The 17,355-nt window shown below is 69.9% G+C and carries 16 protein-coding genes, 1 rRNA gene and 1 pseudogene; 8 read left to right on the forward strand and 10 right to left on the reverse strand.

Annotated elements, in window-relative coordinates; genetic code table 11:
* Nucleotides 1–41 precede the first annotated feature (41 nt).
* Together rrf and KHP12_RS28465 are read left to right on the forward strand one after the other, a co-directional pair.
* Nucleotides 42–158: ribosomal RNA gene (gene rrf / locus KHP12_RS28460) — 5S ribosomal RNA — on the forward strand.
* An 80-nt stretch (nt 159–238) separates the two neighbouring features.
* A pseudogene (locus tag KHP12_RS28465) lies at nt 239–502 on the forward strand (histidine kinase); the annotation flags it as partial.
* A gap of 53 nt (nt 503–555) precedes the next feature.
* On the opposite strand, the gene KHP12_RS28470 reads toward KHP12_RS28465, so the two are convergent.
* From KHP12_RS28470 to KHP12_RS28500, 7 genes are all read right to left on the reverse strand, one after another.
* Nucleotides 556–2,439 (reverse strand): type IV secretory system conjugative DNA transfer family protein, encoded by a 1,884-nt coding sequence (locus tag KHP12_RS28470; protein WP_211833897.1) that lies wholly within the window; start codon nt 2,437–2,439, stop codon nt 556–558.
* A 1-nt stretch (nt 2,440) separates the two neighbouring features.
* A complete protein-coding gene (locus KHP12_RS28475) occupies nt 2,441–3,856 on the reverse strand; it encodes an ATP-binding protein (RefSeq protein WP_208653077.1) in 1,416 nt (471 codons plus the stop codon).
* A gap of 82 nt (nt 3,857–3,938) precedes the next feature.
* The gene (locus tag KHP12_RS28480) at nt 3,939–5,495 is read right to left on the reverse strand and encodes an SCO6880 family protein (RefSeq protein ID WP_086882904.1); all 1,557 of its coding nucleotides are present in this window, start codon (nt 5,493–5,495) and stop codon (nt 3,939–3,941) included.
* A 2-nt stretch (nt 5,496–5,497) separates the two neighbouring features.
* Nucleotides 5,498–6,826: a hypothetical protein gene (locus KHP12_RS28485; protein ID WP_211833898.1), complete on the reverse strand. Its 1,329-nt coding sequence runs from the start codon at nt 6,824–6,826 to the stop codon at nt 5,498–5,500.
* Nucleotides 6,816–7,709, reverse strand: coding sequence for a DUF8175 domain-containg protein (locus KHP12_RS28490; protein WP_211833899.1), 894 nt, complete (start codon nt 7,707–7,709; stop codon nt 6,816–6,818). Before KHP12_RS28490 ends, KHP12_RS28485 begins: the two co-directional genes overlap by 11 nt.
* A gap of 319 nt (nt 7,710–8,028) precedes the next feature.
* Nucleotides 8,029–8,337: a DUF8827 family protein gene (locus KHP12_RS28495; protein ID WP_009716148.1), complete on the reverse strand. Its 309-nt coding sequence runs from the start codon at nt 8,335–8,337 to the stop codon at nt 8,029–8,031.
* Between the two features lie 346 nt (nt 8,338–8,683).
* Nucleotides 8,684–8,980 carry a DUF397 domain-containing protein gene (locus tag KHP12_RS28500; protein WP_244203326.1) on the reverse strand — a complete coding sequence of 99 codons (297 nt, stop codon included), beginning with the start codon at nt 8,978–8,980 and terminating at the stop codon, nt 8,684–8,686.
* Between the two features lie 225 nt (nt 8,981–9,205).
* Between KHP12_RS28500 and KHP12_RS28505 the strand changes: the two genes are divergently transcribed.
* Together KHP12_RS28505 and KHP12_RS28510 are read left to right on the forward strand one after the other, a co-directional pair.
* The gene (locus KHP12_RS28505; protein WP_086885342.1) at nt 9,206–10,213 is read left to right on the forward strand and encodes a bifunctional lytic transglycosylase/C40 family peptidase; all 1,008 of its coding nucleotides are present in this window, start codon (nt 9,206–9,208) and stop codon (nt 10,211–10,213) included.
* Nucleotides 10,214–10,449: 236 nt separating this feature from the next.
* Nucleotides 10,450–11,163 carry a phosphatase PAP2 family protein gene (locus tag KHP12_RS28510; protein WP_086885341.1) on the forward strand — a complete coding sequence of 238 codons (714 nt, stop codon included), beginning with the start codon at nt 10,450–10,452 and terminating at the stop codon, nt 11,161–11,163.
* Between the two features lie 150 nt (nt 11,164–11,313).
* Here the strand turns inward: KHP12_RS28510 and KHP12_RS28515 are convergent, their stop codons facing one another.
* Together KHP12_RS28515 and KHP12_RS52955 are read right to left on the reverse strand one after the other, a co-directional pair.
* Nucleotides 11,314–12,927, reverse strand: a complete 1,614-nt coding sequence (locus tag KHP12_RS28515) for an FAD-binding oxidoreductase (RefSeq protein WP_211833900.1) — start codon at nt 12,925–12,927, stop codon at nt 11,314–11,316.
* Nucleotides 12,928–13,092: 165 nt separating this feature from the next.
* Nucleotides 13,093–13,299 (reverse strand): hypothetical protein, encoded by a 207-nt coding sequence (locus KHP12_RS52955; RefSeq protein WP_086885339.1) that lies wholly within the window; start codon nt 13,297–13,299, stop codon nt 13,093–13,095.
* A gap of 95 nt (nt 13,300–13,394) precedes the next feature.
* Here KHP12_RS52955 and KHP12_RS28520 point away from each other — a divergent pair, with 95 nt between their 5' ends.
* Nucleotides 13,395–14,312, forward strand: coding sequence for an SCO4651 family lipoprotein (locus KHP12_RS28520; RefSeq protein WP_086885338.1), 918 nt, complete (start codon nt 13,395–13,397; stop codon nt 14,310–14,312).
* A gap of 199 nt (nt 14,313–14,511) precedes the next feature.
* Nucleotides 14,512–14,787 carry a hypothetical protein gene (locus KHP12_RS28525; protein ID WP_211835031.1) on the forward strand — a complete coding sequence of 92 codons (276 nt, stop codon included), beginning with the start codon at nt 14,512–14,514 and terminating at the stop codon, nt 14,785–14,787.
* A gap of 187 nt (nt 14,788–14,974) precedes the next feature.
* Here KHP12_RS28525 and KHP12_RS28530 read toward each other — a convergent pair whose 3' ends face one another.
* Nucleotides 14,975–15,376, reverse strand: coding sequence for a metal-sensitive transcriptional regulator (locus tag KHP12_RS28530; protein WP_107471891.1), 402 nt, complete (start codon nt 15,374–15,376; stop codon nt 14,975–14,977).
* Nucleotides 15,377–15,567: 191 nt separating this feature from the next.
* On the opposite strand from KHP12_RS28530, the gene KHP12_RS28535 reads away from it, so the two are divergent.
* Both KHP12_RS28535 and KHP12_RS28540 read left to right on the forward strand, forming a co-directional pair.
* The gene (locus KHP12_RS28535) at nt 15,568–16,188 is read left to right on the forward strand and encodes a DUF47 domain-containing protein (RefSeq protein WP_030837909.1); all 621 of its coding nucleotides are present in this window, start codon (nt 15,568–15,570) and stop codon (nt 16,186–16,188) included.
* A gap of 8 nt (nt 16,189–16,196) precedes the next feature.
* Nucleotides 16,197–17,195, forward strand: a complete 999-nt coding sequence (locus tag KHP12_RS28540) for an inorganic phosphate transporter (RefSeq protein WP_086885336.1) — start codon at nt 16,197–16,199, stop codon at nt 17,193–17,195.
* The last annotated feature ends 160 nt before the right edge of the window (nt 17,196–17,355 follow it).

Consider the following 17,355-nt stretch of genomic DNA (forward strand, 5'->3'; position numbering starts at 1 on the left):
CTCCCTTTGTGTGGGCTGGGTCCGGTTCAACTTCATAGTGTTTCGGTGGTTATAGCGTTAGGGAAACGCCCGGTTACATTCCGAACCCGGAAGCTAAGCCTTTCAGCGCCGATGGTACTGCAGGGGGGACCCTGTGGGAGAGTAGGACGCCGCCGAACAAATTTTAGCCTCGGTCCCGAGTACACAGTGCTCGGGGCCGAGGCATTTTTGCGTTGAGCTCCCCTTTCCTTTCCCAGCTGTGTTCGTCTGGCTCCCGCTGGCGATCGGCCTGTGGATCGGTGCGCGCCGTGACGTCCTCAAGGGCCTGCGGGAGCGGGCCGCCCGCGTCGAGGAGGCGCGCGCTCAGGAACGGGCCGGGATCGCGCGAGATATGCACGACATCGTGGCGCACCAGGTGTCGCTGATGGTCCTGCACGCGGGGGCACTGGAGGTCAACGCACGGAACGAGGCGACGGCGTCCGAGGCGACGGTGATCCGTACGACCGGGCGCGAGGCCCTCGCCCAAAGGCGCGCCCGGGGACGGCTGACCGGAAGAATCGGCGGGGTGTGCGGCCGTCAGTGCGACTCCTGGCCCGCCAGGGAGCGGTGCGGCCAGCGGGCTCGGGCCTGTTCCTGGGAGCGCATCAGGGCCAGTGTGGGGAGGCCCTGGTCCGCGCCCTGGGCGAGGAGGTCGGGGAGTGCCGGGAGCGGGGCCACGGCGGCGACGTCGTCCAGGACGAGGGTCAGTGGTGGGTCGAGCCGACCGGAGGATGACCGTTCGGCCATGCGCCGGCCGTGCTCGACCACGTGTGAGGCGAGTGCGGTCAGCAGCGGCATCGCACCCGGCTGGGTTCGGGGGTCCTCGATGGATTCGCCCATCAGATACAGGGTTCCCCCTTCGGCGACGAATGACTCCAGTGCGAGCGTGTCGGCGCGACCCGGATTGCAGGCGTCCCGGATGTGGATCGACGAGAGCGCGCCGAGGGCACGGGCGGTCAGCTCCTGGGCCATGTCGCGGCGTTCGCGGTGCGCGGTGAGCGTGGCCTCCAACTCGCCGGCCGCGCCGCCCGCCGCCTTGGGATGCGTACGGAGGATCTTTACGGGCTCGTGGGCCGAACTGCCCTGTGCCCAGCGGTGCACATGGCGGAACGGCCGGCCGTCCACCGCTGCGGCGTGCAGCCAGCAGCGGAGCATCGTCTCCGCGGCCTCCGCCAGGGGCCGGTCCATGGCGTGCATGGGCCGTACGGGGGCGAGGAGGGCGGTGGCGCGGGCGGCCGCGATATCGCGGGAGCCGCAGTCCACCGCCGGGTTCCAGCGCAGCCGGGCGGGGGTGTCGAGCAGATGGGAGGGGTCGAAGACATGGGTGGGGCCGAGCTTGGCGCGGGCGTCCTTGGTCGTGGTCCAGAGCTTGGGATCGCTGGTGACGACGAGGACGGGACCGACGGCCTCCAGGACGGTGTGGGCCGCGGACTCCCCGCGCTGGGCGCCGAAGAGGACACGGGAGCGGGCCAGCTCCCCGTCGGGGCGGGCGGCCGACGTCAGCGGGCCGCTGCGAGGAGTGGGGAGCGGTTGTGGCGCGGATGTCGGGTCGAGCGGGGCGTACAGGTCGTCCTGGGCCGGGGGAGTGGTCGTGCTCCCGGTGGGGGCGTCCTGTGCGGCGGCTCTCTGCTCGGTGATGTGGGGGTACGGCTCGGGGCCCGTTCCGGCGGACGCTTCGGCGGCGATGGCCTCGGTCGGGTGTCGGTGACCGGCGGCGGGTGCGATGGCGCCGTCGCCGGGGACCGTCTCGGTCGGGCCCGGCGCGGGGAGCCCACTGGGGCGGTCCGGAGCGGCGGTGCCGGGCGAACCCTCAGAAGGTCTGGGGGAGGCGGCTCCTGGGGCCGCTGAGACGCTGCCGGGGCCGGTGACGGACGGAGCGGGCGGAGGGGGCACCTCGACGCCAGGGGCCGCCTCCACGCCCGTACCGTTGACCGGTGGCGGCGCGGTGCCGTCCTTCGCGGTCCTCGTGTCCTTGAGGCCGAGCCGCTTCGCCTCCGCCGCATTCGCGCGGGCGGTCGCGCGGGCGACGCGGCGCTGGGCGCGGACCGTCCGGTAGCGGGCCAGGGTGCCCATCACGAAGATCGTCAGGACGATCAGCACCATCAGCTCACTGATGAAGATGCCCCAGAACAGCCCGTACCCCGACAGCTGGTCCTTCGGGGTGTCGGGCCAGGCCGCCGCCAGATCCTGGGGCTCCTGGAGCAGATGGCGCAGCGCCACCGGTGCGCGCATGAAGGTCAGGTTGTCCGGCCAGGCGCCGCGGGCGAAGAGCCCGGACAGCCCGGTCGCCGACCACATCAGGCCGAGCGTGCCCAGCAGGAGGGCGATGGCGCCGATCAGCAGGCCGTCCGGAATGCCGCGTTCCGCGGACGGGGGCCCTCCGTGCTCCGCGGGCCCGCCGTGATTCTGTCCCGCTGCCATCTCACGCCACCGTGGACCCGTACGACGGCCCGCCGTAGGTGTCCGCCTCCGCCGCCTCGACCGCCGCGGCGGCGCGCTCCTCGGCCTCCGCCTCGACCTCCATCTGTACGGCCAGGGCGTCCTCCGTCATCGCCCGGTCGGTGTAGACGAGGGGCCGCTCGGCCTCGGTGATCAGGTGTTTGACGACCTGTACGTTGCCGTTGACGTCCCATACCGCGATACCGGGGGACAGCGTGGGGATGATCTCGACGGCCCAGCGGGGCAGGCCCAGGACGCGGCCGGTGGCCCGTGCCTCGTCCGCCTTCTGGGCGTAGATCGTCCGGGTGGAGGCCATCTTGAGGATGGCCGCGGCTTCCCGGGCCGCCGCGCCGTCGACCACGTCGGAGAGATGGTGGACGACGGCGACGAACGACAGACCGAGCCGCCGCCCGAACTTCAGCAGCCGCTGGAAGAGCTGGGCGACGAAGGGCGAGTTGATGATGTGCCACGCCTCCTCGACCAGGAAGATGCGCTTCTTACGGTCGGGACGGATCCAGGTGTGCTCCAGCCAGACGCCCACGATGGCCATCAGGATCGGCATCGCGATCGAGTTGCGATCGATATGGGACAGGTCGAAGACGATCAGGGGTGAGTCCAGATCGATTCCGGCCGTGGTGGGGCCGTCGAACATACCGCGCAGATCACCGTCGACCAGCCGGTCCAGCACCAGGGCGACATCGAGGCCCCAGGCCCGTACGTCGTCTATATCGACGTTCATCGCCGCCGCCGACTCCTCCTCGGGGTGGCGCAACTGCTCCACGATGTCGGTCAGCACCGGCTGGCGGTCGACGACGGTCTCGTTGACATAGGCGTGCGCGACCTTCAGGGCGAAGCCGGAGCGCTCGTCGAGCCCGTGCCCCATCGCGACCTCGATGATCGTGCGGAGCAGGGCGAGCTGACCGGTCGTGGTGATCGCCGGGTCCAGGGGGTTCAGACGGATACCGCCGTCCAGGGCCGCCATGGGGTCGAGCCGGATGGGCGTTATCCCCAGCTCCTGCGCGATGAGGTTCCACTCGCCGACGCCGTCCTCGCCCTGGGCGTCCAGCACCACCACCTGGCGGTCGCGGAACCGCAGCTGGCGCAGGACGTAGGTCTTCTCCAGGGCCGACTTGCCGTTACCGGACTCGCCCAGCACCAGCCAGTGGGGGGCCGGCAGCTGCTGGCCGTAGAGCTGGAAGGGGTCGTAGATATAGCCCTTGCCGGAGTAGACCTCACGGCCGATGACCACGCCGGAGTCGCCGAGGCCGGGGGCCGCGGTGGGGAGGTAGACGGCCTGGGCCTGGCCGGTGGAGGTGCGCACGGGCAGCCGCGTCGTCTCCACCTTTCCGAAGAGAAAGCTGGTGAACGCATCGGTGATGGCGCTCATCGGATCGGCCACGGCGGAGCCCCTATCGTCCCTGTCGTCCCAGTCGTGTCTATCAGCTCTATGGGCTGTATCGGCTCTGTCTGCTCTGTCTGTTCTATCGGCGGATACCGGTCGCGAACGGCAGCGTGTTCACAAAGGCCCGGTGGTGCTCGCGGTCGCACCACTCCAGCTTGAGGTAGCTCTTCCCCGCCGAGGCGCGGATGGTCCGCTTGTCGCGCGCGAGGGCCTCCGGCGACCGGGAGGACACGGTGATGTAGCCGACGAGGTTGACGCCCGCGGCGCCGCTGGCGAGGTCCTCGCCGCGCTGGTCGAGCCGGCCGTGGGCGGCGATGTCGCGCGGGTCCACGGTGCGGTTCATCTTCGCGGCGCGGCTGGCCTCGGCCTCGTCGTTGGTCTTCTCGGTGAGCATCCGCTCGATGGCGACCTCGGTGGGCTCGAGGTCCATACAGACGGCGACCGTACGGATGACATCGGGGGTGTGGACGAGCAGCGGGGCGAGGAAGTTGACCCCGACGGGCGTCATGGGCCACTCCTTCACCCAGGCCGTGGAGTGGCACCAGGGCTCACGGGTGCTCGACTCCCGGGTCTTGGCCTGGAGGTAGGTGGGCTCCATGGCGTCCAGCTCGGCGGGCCAGGCGTTCCGCTTGGTCATCGCCTGGATGTGGTCGATGGGGTGGTCCGGGTCGTACATGGAGTGGATGAGCGAGGCCAGCCGCCCCTGCCCGAGGGGCTGGCGCACCCGGATGTCGGCCTCGGCGAGCCGGGCGCAGATGTCGGTCAGCTCACGGGCCATCACCACGGCGAGGCCCGCGTCCTTGTCGAGCCGTCGGCCGCCGCCGCTGTGGCGGGCGGCGCGCGCGATGGCCTGGGCCTCGGCGGCCAGGTCGCGGGTGTAGTGCATACAGGCGACGAGATACGCGCGGTGCTGCTCGGAGGAGGTGGAGACCATGGACTGCAACTGCTCGTAGGAGTCCTTGAGCCAGTTGGGGGCCTGGTCGTCGCCGCGCCGCTCGACGTCCTTGGCGTGCGCGTCGGGGTCGGCGGGGAGGGTGCGGGCCAGCATCTGGAGGCGGGTCACGAAGCCGTCGCCGTTGGCCACGTGCTTGAGCAGGGTGCCGAACCGGTCGACGAGGGCCTCCTGGTCCTCGCTGTCGCGCAGTCCGACACCGGGGCCCTCGATCTCGATGGCGGCGGTGACGGTGCGGCGGTCGGCGTGCAGGAGCACGGCGATCTCGTCGGGGCCGAAGGGGGCGGCCAGCCAGTTGATCCGGCCGATGCCGGGGGGCGGTCCGACCTCGATCTCACGGCCGTCCAGGCGGGTGCCGGCCTCGGCGGCGCCGGAGCGGTAGGCGGTGGTGCCCTTACGGATGCTGCGCTTGAAGGAGCGGTTGATCTCGAACCAGCGGTAGAACGTCCGCCCGTTGTACGGGACGTACACGGCGGCGAGGGCGAGGGTCGGGAAGCCGACCAGGGCGGTGATGCGGAACATCAGCACCGGCACCAGCAGCCCGCACATCATCCCGATGAACGCCCCAGCGATGATCAGTCCGATCTCGCCGGTCTCGCGGTTCTTGCCGACGATCGCGTTCGGGCGGGGGCGCCCGATCAGATATGTGCGACGGGGCGCGATGGGGTGCGACTGGGCGTCGATCGTCACCGCCGGTCACCTCCCGAGTTGTTGCCGGAGCTGCGGTTCGTGGCGGAGCCGCCGCCGGAGCCTCCGGTGTGGCCGGTGCGGCTGGCGGGGGCGGGGGAGGCGCCCCCGCCACCTCCTCCGCCGCTGGTGCGGGTGGAGTGGGCCGCCACACCGCCGGAGACGGGGTTGGCGGGCTTGGCCTGCCCCGGAGCGCCGCCGCCCCCGCCGGTCTCGCCTCCGCCGCGGGCGCTGTGGGTGTTGATGCCCTGCTTCACCAGGGCGGCGGGGGAAGTGATGACGGCGGCGGCCTGGCGGGACGCGGGGTCGGAGCTGGCGCTGCGGGCCTTGACGATCTCATCACCGAAGCCGGGCACGAAGCGGTAGATCATCGCGCTGGCGAAGATGGCGAGGATGATGATGGACAGGCCGGAGACGACGGCCGAGAAGGCGTCGGGCTTGTCGCCGTTGGTGGAGAGCGCGCCGGCGAGGGCCAGGACGGTGATGATCACCGGCTTGACGAGGATCACGGCGATCATGATCCCCGCCCAGCGGCGCACATGGCCCCACATGTTCTTGTCGACGAGGCCCGCGTAGACGGCGGTGCCGAGCAGCGCGCCCACATAGAGGAGGGCGGCGCGGATGACGAGCTCGAGGCAGAGGACACCGGCGGCGAGGATCGTCACCAGCGAGACGACGATGAGCATGATCGGGCCGCCGCCGATGTCCTCGTCCCGCTTGAGCGCTTGGGAGAACGAGCCGAAGAAGGCGTCGTTGTCCGCACCGGTGCCGGAGGCGATGGCGTCGGTGACGGCGTCGGTCGCGGTGACGACCGTATAGAGGATGAGGGGGGTGAAGGCGGAGGCCAGGACCGTCAGCCAGAGGAAACCTATGGCTTCGGAGAGCGCCTCGCCGAGGGGGACGCCGCGGATCGCGCGCTTGGCGACGGCGAGGAGCCAGAGGATGAGGGTGAGGACGGTGGAGGCGGCGAAGACGACGGCGTACTGGCGGAGGAAGGCCTCGTTGGTGAAGTCGACGGTGGCCGTCTCCTTGACGAGCTTGGAGAGCTTGCCGACGAGCCAGGAGGCGGCGTCGGCGCAGCCGCGGGCGAGGGAGGCGGCGGGGTCGAGGGGGTTGGAGGGGTCGGAGCTCGGAGAATCGCCTCCGTTGCCCTTGCAGAGATCCTTGAGCTGGCCGTCCCCGATGCCGTCGCAGCCGTCACTGGTGTTGGACGGACTCGGGGTCGGCGAAGGGGCAGCGGCGGCACGCGTTGCCAACAGCACAGCAGTGGCCTGGACGCATGCGACCGCGGCGCTGATCGAGAGGGCACGACGGCGATTAGCGGGCATACGTGAACCCTCCGAACCCTTGTACGGCATTGGCCATGTCCTCAGCCGAGGAAGCGGCTTGGTCGCGGCCGACAGGTGCCGGGCCGTTCTTCTGGGTGTACTGGGTTACCTTCCAGTCGCCCTTGATCCATTTCAGCTTGAAGGTATCCGTGTACCAGCTCTCGGCGACCGGGTTCTTGGACCCCTCTCCTGCCAGGCCGAAGAGCTGTGAGTGCCAGACGGCAATCTGTGCCTCGTCGTCCTTGAACTTCTCCACCTTGGCGCCCACCGGGTTGGCGCGGGAGACGAAGGTCATGCCGTCCGGAGGATCGCCACTGGCGTCGAGGCCGGCGTTGGAAAGGATCTTGTTGTTGGAGAACGCCTTATCGAGTTCGTTGAGCCGCGCACCAGCTACGCCAGGTGCATAGATCGTGTTCACGATCGCTTTGCGACGGTCTGCTTTGAACATGCCGTCAGACCCCAACGCCACCGCGTAGTTCGCCGCCGCGCTCTGGGCGCCCTGCTCCGATTTGGCGAAGCCCGAGGCGATGTCGGTCGTGGCGTTCTTGCCGTCGACCGGGCGCTCGCCCGTGGGGGCGGTGGGCTGGGCTTCGGTGCCGCCCCCGCCGGTGTCGCCGCCGCCGCTGGAACCGCCGTCCTTGCCGTCGCCGCGGTTGACGAAGGCGATGGCCGCGAGGAGGAGGACGATGACGCCGACCACGGTGATCAGGTTGCGGCTGGGCTTGGGGCGGCCGGGGGCTCGGCGGGGTGGACCGTAGGGGTCGCCGTCGCCCTCGGGCAGGCGGGTGCGCGTCAGGTGACCTTCGGGGGCCGCGCCGCGGCCGCGGCGCGCCTCATGGCCCTCGTAGTCACCGCCGTATCCGTCGTCGCCGCCGAGACTCATCCTGCGTACGCCCCTTCACCCGTGCCGAGCCTGCCAAGCCTGCCGATACCGCCGATCCCGCTGATTCTGCCGACCGCGTCATCCATGGTCTCTCTTCCGTCACCCGCATACGACGGTAACGGTGAGGACTGACGCTCGGGCGCGCTGGTGTGAGTGGACATCAAGCTGACACGACCTCAGCGTGGTGAGCGGGAGCGGGCATCAGGGAGCAGCCTCGGGTACGGGGTGTGGGGCCGATAGGGGGAATCGGGAGCGGAGGCTTGCGGCCAGGGGGTGCGCCCCGCGTGGAGGGGCGGCTCGGGGGCGGGCGGAGACGCGGCTAGATGGCCATGCCGTACACGATCGTGAAGAGCGTGCCCAGTGACCCGATGATGAACACACCGGTCAGGCCCGCGACGATCAGCCCCTTGCCCTGCTCCGCGCTGAAGGTGTCCCGTAGGGCCGTCGCGCCGATCCGCTGCTTGGCCGCGCCCCAGATGGCGATGCCGAAGCACAGCAGCAGTGCGACCGCCATCACGACCTCGATCATGACGCGGGCCTCGCTGCCCAGGCTGCCGAACGGACCCCAGTCTGGGGCGATTCCGCCGATGATGGTGTTGATGTCGCCCTTTTCGGCCGCTAGGAACATGATGAACTCACCGCCCCTTGTGGGTTGTTGTGTCTCTTCGCCGGCATGGCGTGGGTCAGCCTCTATCTTCGCTGATGAATCCGCTTCCGCATGTCGACTTGGCGGCATTTCTTGGCGGATCTCGTGCGTGTTGTGGGACACGCCCGTCCAGCGGCTGTGTGAGGCATGTCAATGGAGTGTCGTATGGTCACTCTGTGTATCACGCGGGTGGGCGTCGGGCAACGATCCGTGAGGGGCTGACGGGTAGGCCCCTTGGTGGAGGGGCATCAGTGCAGGGGCATCAGTGCGCTTGCGCTCAGCGCCCCGCCCTCCTGTGCCCCCTCACTGCCCCGCCTCCCGCATCTCCTCACTGCCCCGCGGGCTCGTCCGTCTCCGTGGGGTCCGCGACGTCGTCCTTCGTTAGGTCCGCGACGTCGTCCTCCGTGAGGTCCGCGAAGTCGTCGAACTCGCCCGCCTTGACGCCCTTGATGAACGCGTCCCACTTGGCCCGGGTCGTGACGACGACGGTCTCCGGGTCGTTGCTCTCGCGCATCAGGATCTGGTCGTCGGGGCCCACGGCCACCTCGAGGTAGGCGGCGCCCTCCGGGAGGTCGGCGGGTGCGGCCCGCTGCCAGTCGAGCTCTTGCCGGTCGAGCCGTGTCATCTGCGGTCCCCAGGGTCGTGGTGCTCGGACGGCTGGACTCTACGCGTTCCGCGCCCCCGCGAGAGGCGGCCGAGGAGGGGCGGTGAGGCGTGCGGGGCGGGTCCGGCGGCGCACAAGGGGGCGCGCGTCGGCGGCCGCCGCATGGTTTCGGCTGGGGAGCGGCTGATTTTCGCCGTGCGAGCGGAAACGCGTTCGCATGGCGCGTGAATGGGGGAGGATGGCCGGGTGCGTAAGGTCTGGCTGGGTGTCAGTGTCGGTCTCGGAGTCTCCTTTTCCTTCGTCGCGCTGCTCGTCGTCGGTACCTACATGGTCGCGGCGGACCTCGTCGGCGGTGCCGGCGGTAAGGCCGTCGGGCTGGCCAAGGGCGCCGTTCCCGCCACGTACGAACCGCTCATCCAGCGGTACGGGAACTCCTGCCCGGCCATCAACCCCGCGCTCCTCGCCGCGCAGCTCTACCAGGAGAGCGGCTGGAACGCGAAGGCGCAGAGCCCGGCCAACGCCAAGGGGATAGCGCAGTTCATCCCCGCCACCTGGGCCTCGCACGGGGTCGACGGCAACAAGGACGGCGTCAAGGACATCTGGGACCCGCAGGACGCGATCCCGTCGGCGGCCGCCTACGACTGCTCGCTCGCCAAGTACGTCAAGGATGTGCCGGGCGATCAGACGCACAACATGCTGGCCTCGTACAACGCGGGCGCCTATGCCGTGATCAAGTACGGCGGGGTGCCTCCTTACCGCGAGACCCAGAACTACGTGAAGACCATCACCACCCTCGCCAAGAGCTTCGAGGCGCCGATCCAGAAGGTCCAGCCCTCCCAGCAGTCGGCCGGGGCGATCTACTTCGCGCAGAAGCAGCTCGGCAAGCCCTATCTCTGGGGCGGGAACGGCACGCCGGAGGAGGGCGGGCGGTTCGACTGCTCGGGGCTGACGAAGGCGGCGTACAAGACGGTCGGCATCGATCTGCCGCGCGTCGCCAACGACCAGTGGAACGCCGGACCGCACCCCAAGCGGAGCGAGCTGCTCCCAGGCGATCTGGTCTTCTTCGCCTACGACCTCGACGACCCGAGATCGATCCATCACGTGGGGATCTATGTGGGCGGTGGCTACATGATCAACGCGCCCTACACCGGTGCGGTGATCCGTTTTGACAAGATCGACTCGCCGGACTACATCGGTGCTACGCGGGTGACTCAGGATGGCGCGAAAGCGCTGCCGCGGGCGAACCCCGCGTAAGGATTCCCCCTGAGCTGCGACGATCGGTCACCCTTCGATAACGTCCCGGTGATCGTTGGGTGGAGTACGGAACCCCTGGCGAGAAGAGGGCGTTCCCTGGAGGTGGATCGAGGCGTGGATCAGCGTGGATCGACGGCGGATTCTCCGGCGCCGGTCGCGTTGCCACGGCTCGCAAGGCATTACGGGGGGTTGGCAGCTGCACGTAGTGACAGGCAAGAGATAAGGGGCCACGGCATATGGCTGGACTCGCACTGGACGGGTCGAACCCCGATGTCAGCCTTCTCTACGACATCAACGGGCTGGCGAAGGACGCCCCGCACTGGTTCGACCGCGTCATGGAGTTCGTCGGCGAGTACGGGATCATCATCGGGCTCGTCCTGGTGACCCTGGCCGCCTGGTGGAGCGTCCGCAAGCGTCCGCAGGAGGCGCCGTCCGCCGTCGCCGGGCTGATGTGGGCCCCGCTGGCCGCCGGGCTGGCGCTGGTTGCCAACATCCCCATCCGCGGCTTTGTCGAGCGGCCCAGACCCTTCAAGGACCATCAGGGGCTCGACGTCCTGGTGGCGGGCAAGACCGACTTCTCGTTCGTCAGCGACCACGCGACGCTGGCCATGGCGGTCGCCGTCGGCGTCTTCATGGCCCACCGCGCCTATGGGGTCGCCGCCATAGGGCTCGCGCTGCTGGAAGGGTTCTGCCGCGTCTATATGGGCGTCCACTACCCGACCGATGTCATCGGCGGGTTCGCCCTTGGGACGGCGGTCACGCTGCTGCTGGCGCCGCTCGCGATGATGCTGCTGACCCCGCTGACCACGGCCGTCGCGGGTTCGCGCGTCGGCCGGCTGGTACGGGCCGAGCCCGCCGCCGCCGACCAGGACGCGGACGAGGCACGCGCGGAGCTCGCCGAGTCCCGCTCGGTGGGCGGCGACCACGGGAACAAGGACCTGGCGGCCTAGCGGCACCCTTACGGACGCCACGAACACGGATACGAAGAAGGCCCGGCGGCTCTTAAGTTCTAGTGGTGGTCGCAACACCCCAGCTCAGGGGATGCGATGGACCAGTCGCCGCTGAACCTCCGAGGTCCCGCAAGTCCCCGGCCGGGGACGTCACAGCGCCTGCGGGAAGTCGAAGAGCCGGTCCGGGTCGTAACGCTTCTTCACCCGCGTCAGCTTGTCGGCGGCCGAGCCGTAGTAGGCCGAGCGCCAGTCCTTCAGCGACGCGTCCGTGTAGTTCTGGTACGCCGCCCCGGAGGCGTACCGCCGCATCGCCTTATGGGCGCCGTCCAGCCAGGCGTTGCCCGCGGTGCCCGAGCCGCCGGCCGCCCAGGACGCGGTGTACTGCGCGAGGAACCGCGAGCGGCGGTGGACGAAGGACGTGGCCGTGGGCGAGACCCGGTTGACCGCCCCGCCGAGCGCGGTGAGCGCGATGCTGACCGCGCCCCCGCCGCCGGTGCGCCGCCCGTAGCGCTCCAGCTGGTCCAGCATGGCCCGGATGCCCGCCTGGCTCAGCGAGCGGTCGAAGAAGTCCGAGCGCGCCGCGTAGGTCTCGCGGTTCAGCACCCCGGAGGTGCTGCGGCCGGGCTTGTCACCCGGCAGATGGCAGTTGGCCGTGGAGGTGTCGCCGCAGCCCGCGTACATCCGCATGGCGTCCACGTAGCCGCGGCGGCGCAGGCTGACCTGCGAGGCGGGGCCGGGGCCGCCCGGCCCGTCGGCGAGCTTGTCCACCGCGTTCTGTAGCGCGCCGTAGGTGCCGAGCGAGAAGCAGCTGATGGAGACGGTGGGGGTGCGTCCGGGGGCGGCCGACAGATGCAGCGCCGACCAGATCTCGTCCGGCTGGTCCGGGCCCCACTTCTGCCAGGCGCTCAGCACCTTCGCGGCCTTGGACCATGGCCATGACATGTAGCAGGTCACGCCGTCGGCCGCGTCATGCGTACGGAACCGCAGTTCGGTGACGACGCCGAAGTTGCCGTTGCCCGCGCCGCGCAGCGCCCAGAACAGCTCGGCCTCGCGGCTCTTGGAGACCTCCAGGGCCTTGCCGTCCGCGGTGACGATGGTGGCACCCGTAAGGCTGTCGGCGGTCAGCCCGTACGCCCGGGAGACCACACCGTGGCCGCCGCCGAGGGTCAGTCCGGATATGCCGACGCTCGGGCAGGAGCCGCCGGGGACGGTGACCCCGCGAGCGCCCAGCGTCGTGTAGACGTCGATGAGCTTGGCCCCGGCGCCGATCCGTGCCTCACCGGAGGTCGTACGGATCGAGGAGAGCGCGGAGACGTCGATGACGAGGCGGCCGTCGCCGCTCGACCAGCCGGCGTAGGAGTGACCGCCGTTGCGGATCGCGACAGGGGCGCCATGGCGCCGGGCGAAGTCCAGACAGGCGGATATGTCCGAGGTGTTCTCCGTGTAGGCGACGGCGGCCGGGCGGAGATGGTCGAAGCGGGTGTTGTAGAGCCGGCTGGCCGAGGTGTAGTCGGAGTCCCCGGGGCGCACCAGGTCGCCCTGGAGGTCCTTGCCGAGCGCGCTCCAGTCCGCGGACTTCGGCTTGCCGTCGACGGCGCGGCGACTGCCGCTCGCCGAGGCCGAACGGGCGTCCGGCGCCGAGGAGGAGGAGCCGACCGGGCTCGTGTCACCGTCGGCCTTCCTCGCGTCATCGTTGCACGCGGTGACCCCTGTGGCGGTGGCCGCCAGCCCCGTCCCCGCTGCCAGCAGTGTCCGCCGGTTCATGGCGGTGTCCCCTCCCTGTCGACGCTGCTCCCGACCGTCGACCGGGCCATCGCGAGACCGGCCCGGTCTTTTGGTCAGAGGGGCCGACCGGGGGGTGTGGTTCCGCTCCTGGCCGAAGAGTTGTCGGGGGACGGACAACCCACGCCAATCGGACGAGTCCGATCGTCACTCATCGGACGAGTTGGATGAATCGCTTGTGCCGGACCGGGAGTGACGGCTCGTCGCATGGTCCGCCGCGTCATCGCGGGCGAGGGCTCTGGCGCGACGGGCCGGACCGGACCAGCCGCAGGTGCAGCGGGCGATGGAGAAGGAGCCCCGTTCCACGGTGGTGGTGCGGTTCTGGCCGGGGCCTATGTCGCCTGAGTCGAGCACATGACCACGCTACCGGGCCGTGACGAGCCACCGGTGTGGATCGTTAAACGAACAAGTACCAAGCGGGACGAGCGTGGCCAGGGGGTCGGCGGTCGATGGTGTTCCAGCAGCGCGGACTCGGCGTACGGAGACGGGTGAGGGCGGTCACCGGGGTCGTGTCGGGTGGTCTGCTGGCCGTGTCGCTGGCGACCGTGAGCGGCTGCACCACCGAGACGGCGGCCGATGAACGACCGGGCGGCACCGCGCGCGAGAGCGCGGTCACGGCCCTGCACCGGGCCGCGGATGTGCTGGTCAAGACGGGCAGCTCACGGGTCCGTACGACCATGGAGACGGCGACGGGCGGCACTCGCGTGTCCATCAGGGGCGCCGGCGCGTACGACTTCGAGAAGCGGCTGGGACGGCTGCGGCTGCTGCTGCCGAGGGACGCGATGGGAGCCGCCGAGCATGCGCCGATCACCGAACTCCTGACCTCCGGGGCGCTTTTCATGCGCAATCGCGGTGCGGGCATTCCCCGCGACAAATGGGTGCGAGTGGATACCACGGACATTCCCGACGGGAATCTGGTCACCGGCGGGGCCACGGATCCACTGACCGCCGCCGAGCTGCTGCGCGGGGTGCGGGAGGCCAGTCTGGTCGGCGAGGAGGGGCTCGGCGGGAACCTGGTGCGCCACTACCGCGGCACCACCGACATCGGTCGGGCGGCGCGGGCCGCCTCGGAGGGCGCGCGGGGATCGCTGGTGGCCGCGGCCAGGGGGTTCGACGAGAGCACGGTGCGCTTCGACGCGTATCTCGACGGGCTCGGCCGGCTGCGCGAGGTACGCCACCGGTTCACGGTGACCAGCCGGGCCGACGGCCGGGAGGCGGCGGAGCGCCCGGACGCCGCCGGGCGGCGGCGCGGCGAACTGGGGGTCGCCTCCACCACGGAGCTTTACGACTTCGGAACCCCCGCCGAGGTTGAGCTCCCCAAGCCCACGGATATCTACACAGGAAAGGTCGGATCACCTCAGAAGTAGTCGGAGGGGTCCGCTTTGCCCTTCGAAATGGCCCATCCGTGCCATGCGCGGAGTGTGTACCGCTCCCTACGCTGGGAAGCCGCTGCTCGAAAGTGCTCGCAGGTGCTCGCTGGAGGAGGTGAAACACGTGGTTGCGCGTCGCGGCTCGTCGGGCCCGGACCCCGTGGCCCTCGTCGAAATCGATCTCTATGGTGACTTGATGATCGCTGCGTCGAGCGCGGACGAGGACAGGCTCAGTACGGACCGTATCGACGAGGTGCTCCGGGTGCAGGCCGACCGATCAGATTCGGCCGAGGGGACCACGGGCGCCAAGGGAAACGGGAAGGCCGCCGAGGACGGGAAGCGTCCCGAGAAGGCGAAGCGCGCGGACAGGGCGAAGCGCGCCGAGGAGAAGAAGCGCGCCGAGGAGGCGGAGCTCGCCGGGGAGGCGAAGGCCGCCCCGGAAGCCGGTGCCGGGAGCCCGGACGCCCCATAGCGGACGCCCCCCCGGCGACGTCGATGCCGCCGCCTCGCCGGCGGGCGCCCAGCGGCCCCGTCCGGCGAGAGGCGAGCCGACGGTCATGTCCACGCCCGGGAACGGGCCCCTACGTCCGGGAACGGGCCCCCACGCCCGGGGAACGGGCCCGTACCGGCGCTGACCCGCGGGCGGTCCGTGCCGCCGCTCAGGTCCGCAGCAGCCGGGCGATCGCCGCCGTGGCCTCGGCCACCTTGGCGTCGACCTCTCCCGTGCCCTCCGCCTCGCCCTGGGCGGCGCTCTCCACGGCCGCGCTGGCGACACAGTGGCGCAGATGCTCCTCGAGCAGCTGGAGGGCGAAGGACTGGAGCGCCTTGGTGCTCGCCGAGACCTGGGTGAGTATGTCGATGCAGTAGACGTCTTCCTCGACCATCCGCTGCAATCCCCTGATCTGGCCCTCGATCCGGCGCAGCCGCTTCAGGTGCTGATCCTTTTGTTTGGCGTATCCATGCCCGCCGTGGGGTACGGAGTCCTGGGCGGAGGTGTGCCCGGACGCCAGGCGCTCGTCGCCGTCGGTGGGCGCGGTGGTGTCGGCCGCCGAGGTCGTCATGGCTTCCTCCCGTTGATTACGCAATGTCCGCATATACCCCCAGTGGGTATATGGTATCGCCTTTTCCGGTCGAACCGGGCCCCCGTGCTGAGCACTCTGCCCAATGGGCGACACTGGGAACGCCGGTTACCGTGGCCGGAAGATGCGCCTAGCATCGTCGAGTCCCCATCCGCTGCATCCGAGGATCCCCAGTGCGCTTTCGTCTGACCCCCAGGGAGACGAGCTTTTACGACATGTTCGCCGCGTCCGCGGACAACATCGTGACCGGCTCCAAGCTCCTGATGGAACTGCTCGGGGCGGACTCCTCCGCTCGTGCCGAGATCGCGGAGCGGATGAGGGCCGCGGAGCACGCGGGGGACGATGCGACGCACGCGATCTTCCACCAGCTGAACTCCTCCTTCATCACGCCGTTCGACCGCGAGGACATCTACTCCCTGGCCTCGTCCCTCGACGACATCATGGACTTCATGGAGGAGGCCGTCGACCTGGTCGTCCTCTACCAGGTCGAGGAGCTGCCCAAGGGCGTCGAGCAGCAGATCGAGGTGCTGGCGCGGGCGGCCGAGCTGACGGCCGAGGCGATGCCGAATCTGCGCACCATGACCAACCTCACGGAGTACTGGATCGAGGTCAACCGGCTGGAGAACCAGGCGGACCAGATCCACCGCAAGCTCCTGGCCCACCTCTTCAACGGCAAGTACGACGCCATCGAGGTGCTCAAACTCAAGCAGATCGTCGATGTGCTGGAGGAGGCGGCCGACGCCTTCGAGCACGTGGCGAACACGGTCGAGACCATCGCCGTCAAGGAGTCCTGAGCCCGGGCATGGACACCTTCGCGCTTGTCGTGACCATCGCGGTCGCGCTGTTTTTCACCTATACCAACGGCTTCCACGACTCGGCCAACGCCATCGCGACCTCGGTCTCCACCCGGGCGCTGACCCCACGGGCGGCGCTCGCGATGGCCGCCGTGATGAACCTCGCGGGTGCCTTCCTCGGCAGCGGCGTCGCCAAGACCGTCAGCGAGGGCCTGATCGCCACCCCCACCGGCGACCAAGGCATGATGATCTTGTTCGCCGGACTGGTCGGCGCGATCACCTGGAACATGGTGACCTGGTACTACGGCCTGCCGTCCTCCTCCTCGCACGCGCTGTTCGGCGGGCTGGTCGGCGCGGCGCTCGCCGGGGCGAGCACGGTCCACTGGGACGGGGTGCTGGAGAAGATCGTCATCCCGATGGTCCTCTCGCCCATCGTCGGCCTGGTGCTCGGCTACTTCGTGATGGTGGTCATCCTCTGGATCTTCCGTGACGCGAACCCGCACAAGGCCAAGCGCGGCTTCCGGATAGCGCAGACCGTCTCGGCGGCGGGCATGGCGCTCGGCCACGGCCTCCAGGACGCCCAGAAGACCATGGGTGTCGTGGTGATGGCCCTGGTCATCGGGGGTGTCGAGGACGAGGGCGACGCGATTCCGGTGTGGGTGAAGATCTCCTGCGCCGCGATGCTGTCGCTCGGCACCTACGCGGGCGGCTGGCGCATCATGCGCACGCTGGGACGGCGGATCATCGAGCTGGACCCGCCGCAGGGCTTCGCGGCGGAGACCACGGCGGCAGGCGTCATGTACACGGCATCGTTCATGTTCCAGGCGCCCATCTCGACCACCCATGTCATCACCTCGGCGATCATGGGTGTGGGGGCGACCAAGCGGGTGAGCGCGGTCCGCTGGGGGGTCGCGAAGAACATCATCCTCGGCTGGTTCATCACCATGCCCGCGGCGGCCGGAGTCGCCGCGCTCAGCTACTGGATCGTCAACCTGGCCTTCGGCTGACCGCCGCACGAGCTGACCGGCGCACAAGCCTGACCGCCGCACAACAAGACCGGACCCATGAAAGTGGGCCCGCCCCCGGGAGCCAGGGGCGGGCCCTTCGTCTTGCGGTGGCACCGCCATGCAGCACCGCAGGACGTTCTGTCCTCGCCGGTCGTGCGAG

It is taken from the genome of Streptomyces asiaticus (assembly GCF_018138715.1).
GTDB lineage: Bacteria > Actinomycetota > Actinomycetes > Streptomycetales > Streptomycetaceae > Streptomyces > Streptomyces asiaticus.

Excerpts from the sequence above, each read along its gene's own strand:
- KHP12_RS28485 (WP_211833898.1), bottom strand. The coding sequence starts at position 6,826 with ATGCCCGCTAATCGCCGTCGTGCCCTCTCGATCAGCGCCGCGGTCGCA.
- KHP12_RS28510 (WP_086885341.1), top strand. The coding sequence starts at position 10,450 with ATGGCTGGACTCGCACTGGACGGGTCGAACCCCGATGTCAGCCTTCTC.
- KHP12_RS28540 (WP_086885336.1), top strand. The coding sequence starts at position 16,197 with ATGGACACCTTCGCGCTTGTCGTGACCATCGCGGTCGCGCTGTTTTTC.
- KHP12_RS28500 (WP_244203326.1), bottom strand. The coding sequence starts at position 8,980 with ATGACACGGCTCGACCGGCAAGAGCTCGACTGGCAGCGGGCCGCACCC.
- KHP12_RS28530 (WP_107471891.1), bottom strand. The coding sequence starts at position 15,376 with ATGACGACCTCGGCGGCCGACACCACCGCGCCCACCGACGGCGACGAG.
- KHP12_RS28490 (WP_211833899.1), bottom strand. The coding sequence starts at position 7,709 with ATGAGTCTCGGCGGCGACGACGGATACGGCGGTGACTACGAGGGCCAT.
- KHP12_RS28495 (WP_009716148.1), bottom strand. The coding sequence starts at position 8,337 with ATGTTCCTAGCGGCCGAAAAGGGCGACATCAACACCATCATCGGCGGA.
- KHP12_RS28470 (WP_211833897.1), bottom strand. The coding sequence starts at position 2,439 with ATGGCAGCGGGACAGAATCACGGCGGGCCCGCGGAGCACGGAGGGCCC.
- KHP12_RS28515 (WP_211833900.1), bottom strand. The coding sequence starts at position 12,927 with ATGAACCGGCGGACACTGCTGGCAGCGGGGACGGGGCTGGCGGCCACC.
- KHP12_RS28525 (WP_211835031.1), top strand. The coding sequence starts at position 14,512 with ATGATCGCTGCGTCGAGCGCGGACGAGGACAGGCTCAGTACGGACCGT.
- KHP12_RS28520 (WP_086885338.1), top strand. The coding sequence starts at position 13,395 with ATGGTGTTCCAGCAGCGCGGACTCGGCGTACGGAGACGGGTGAGGGCG.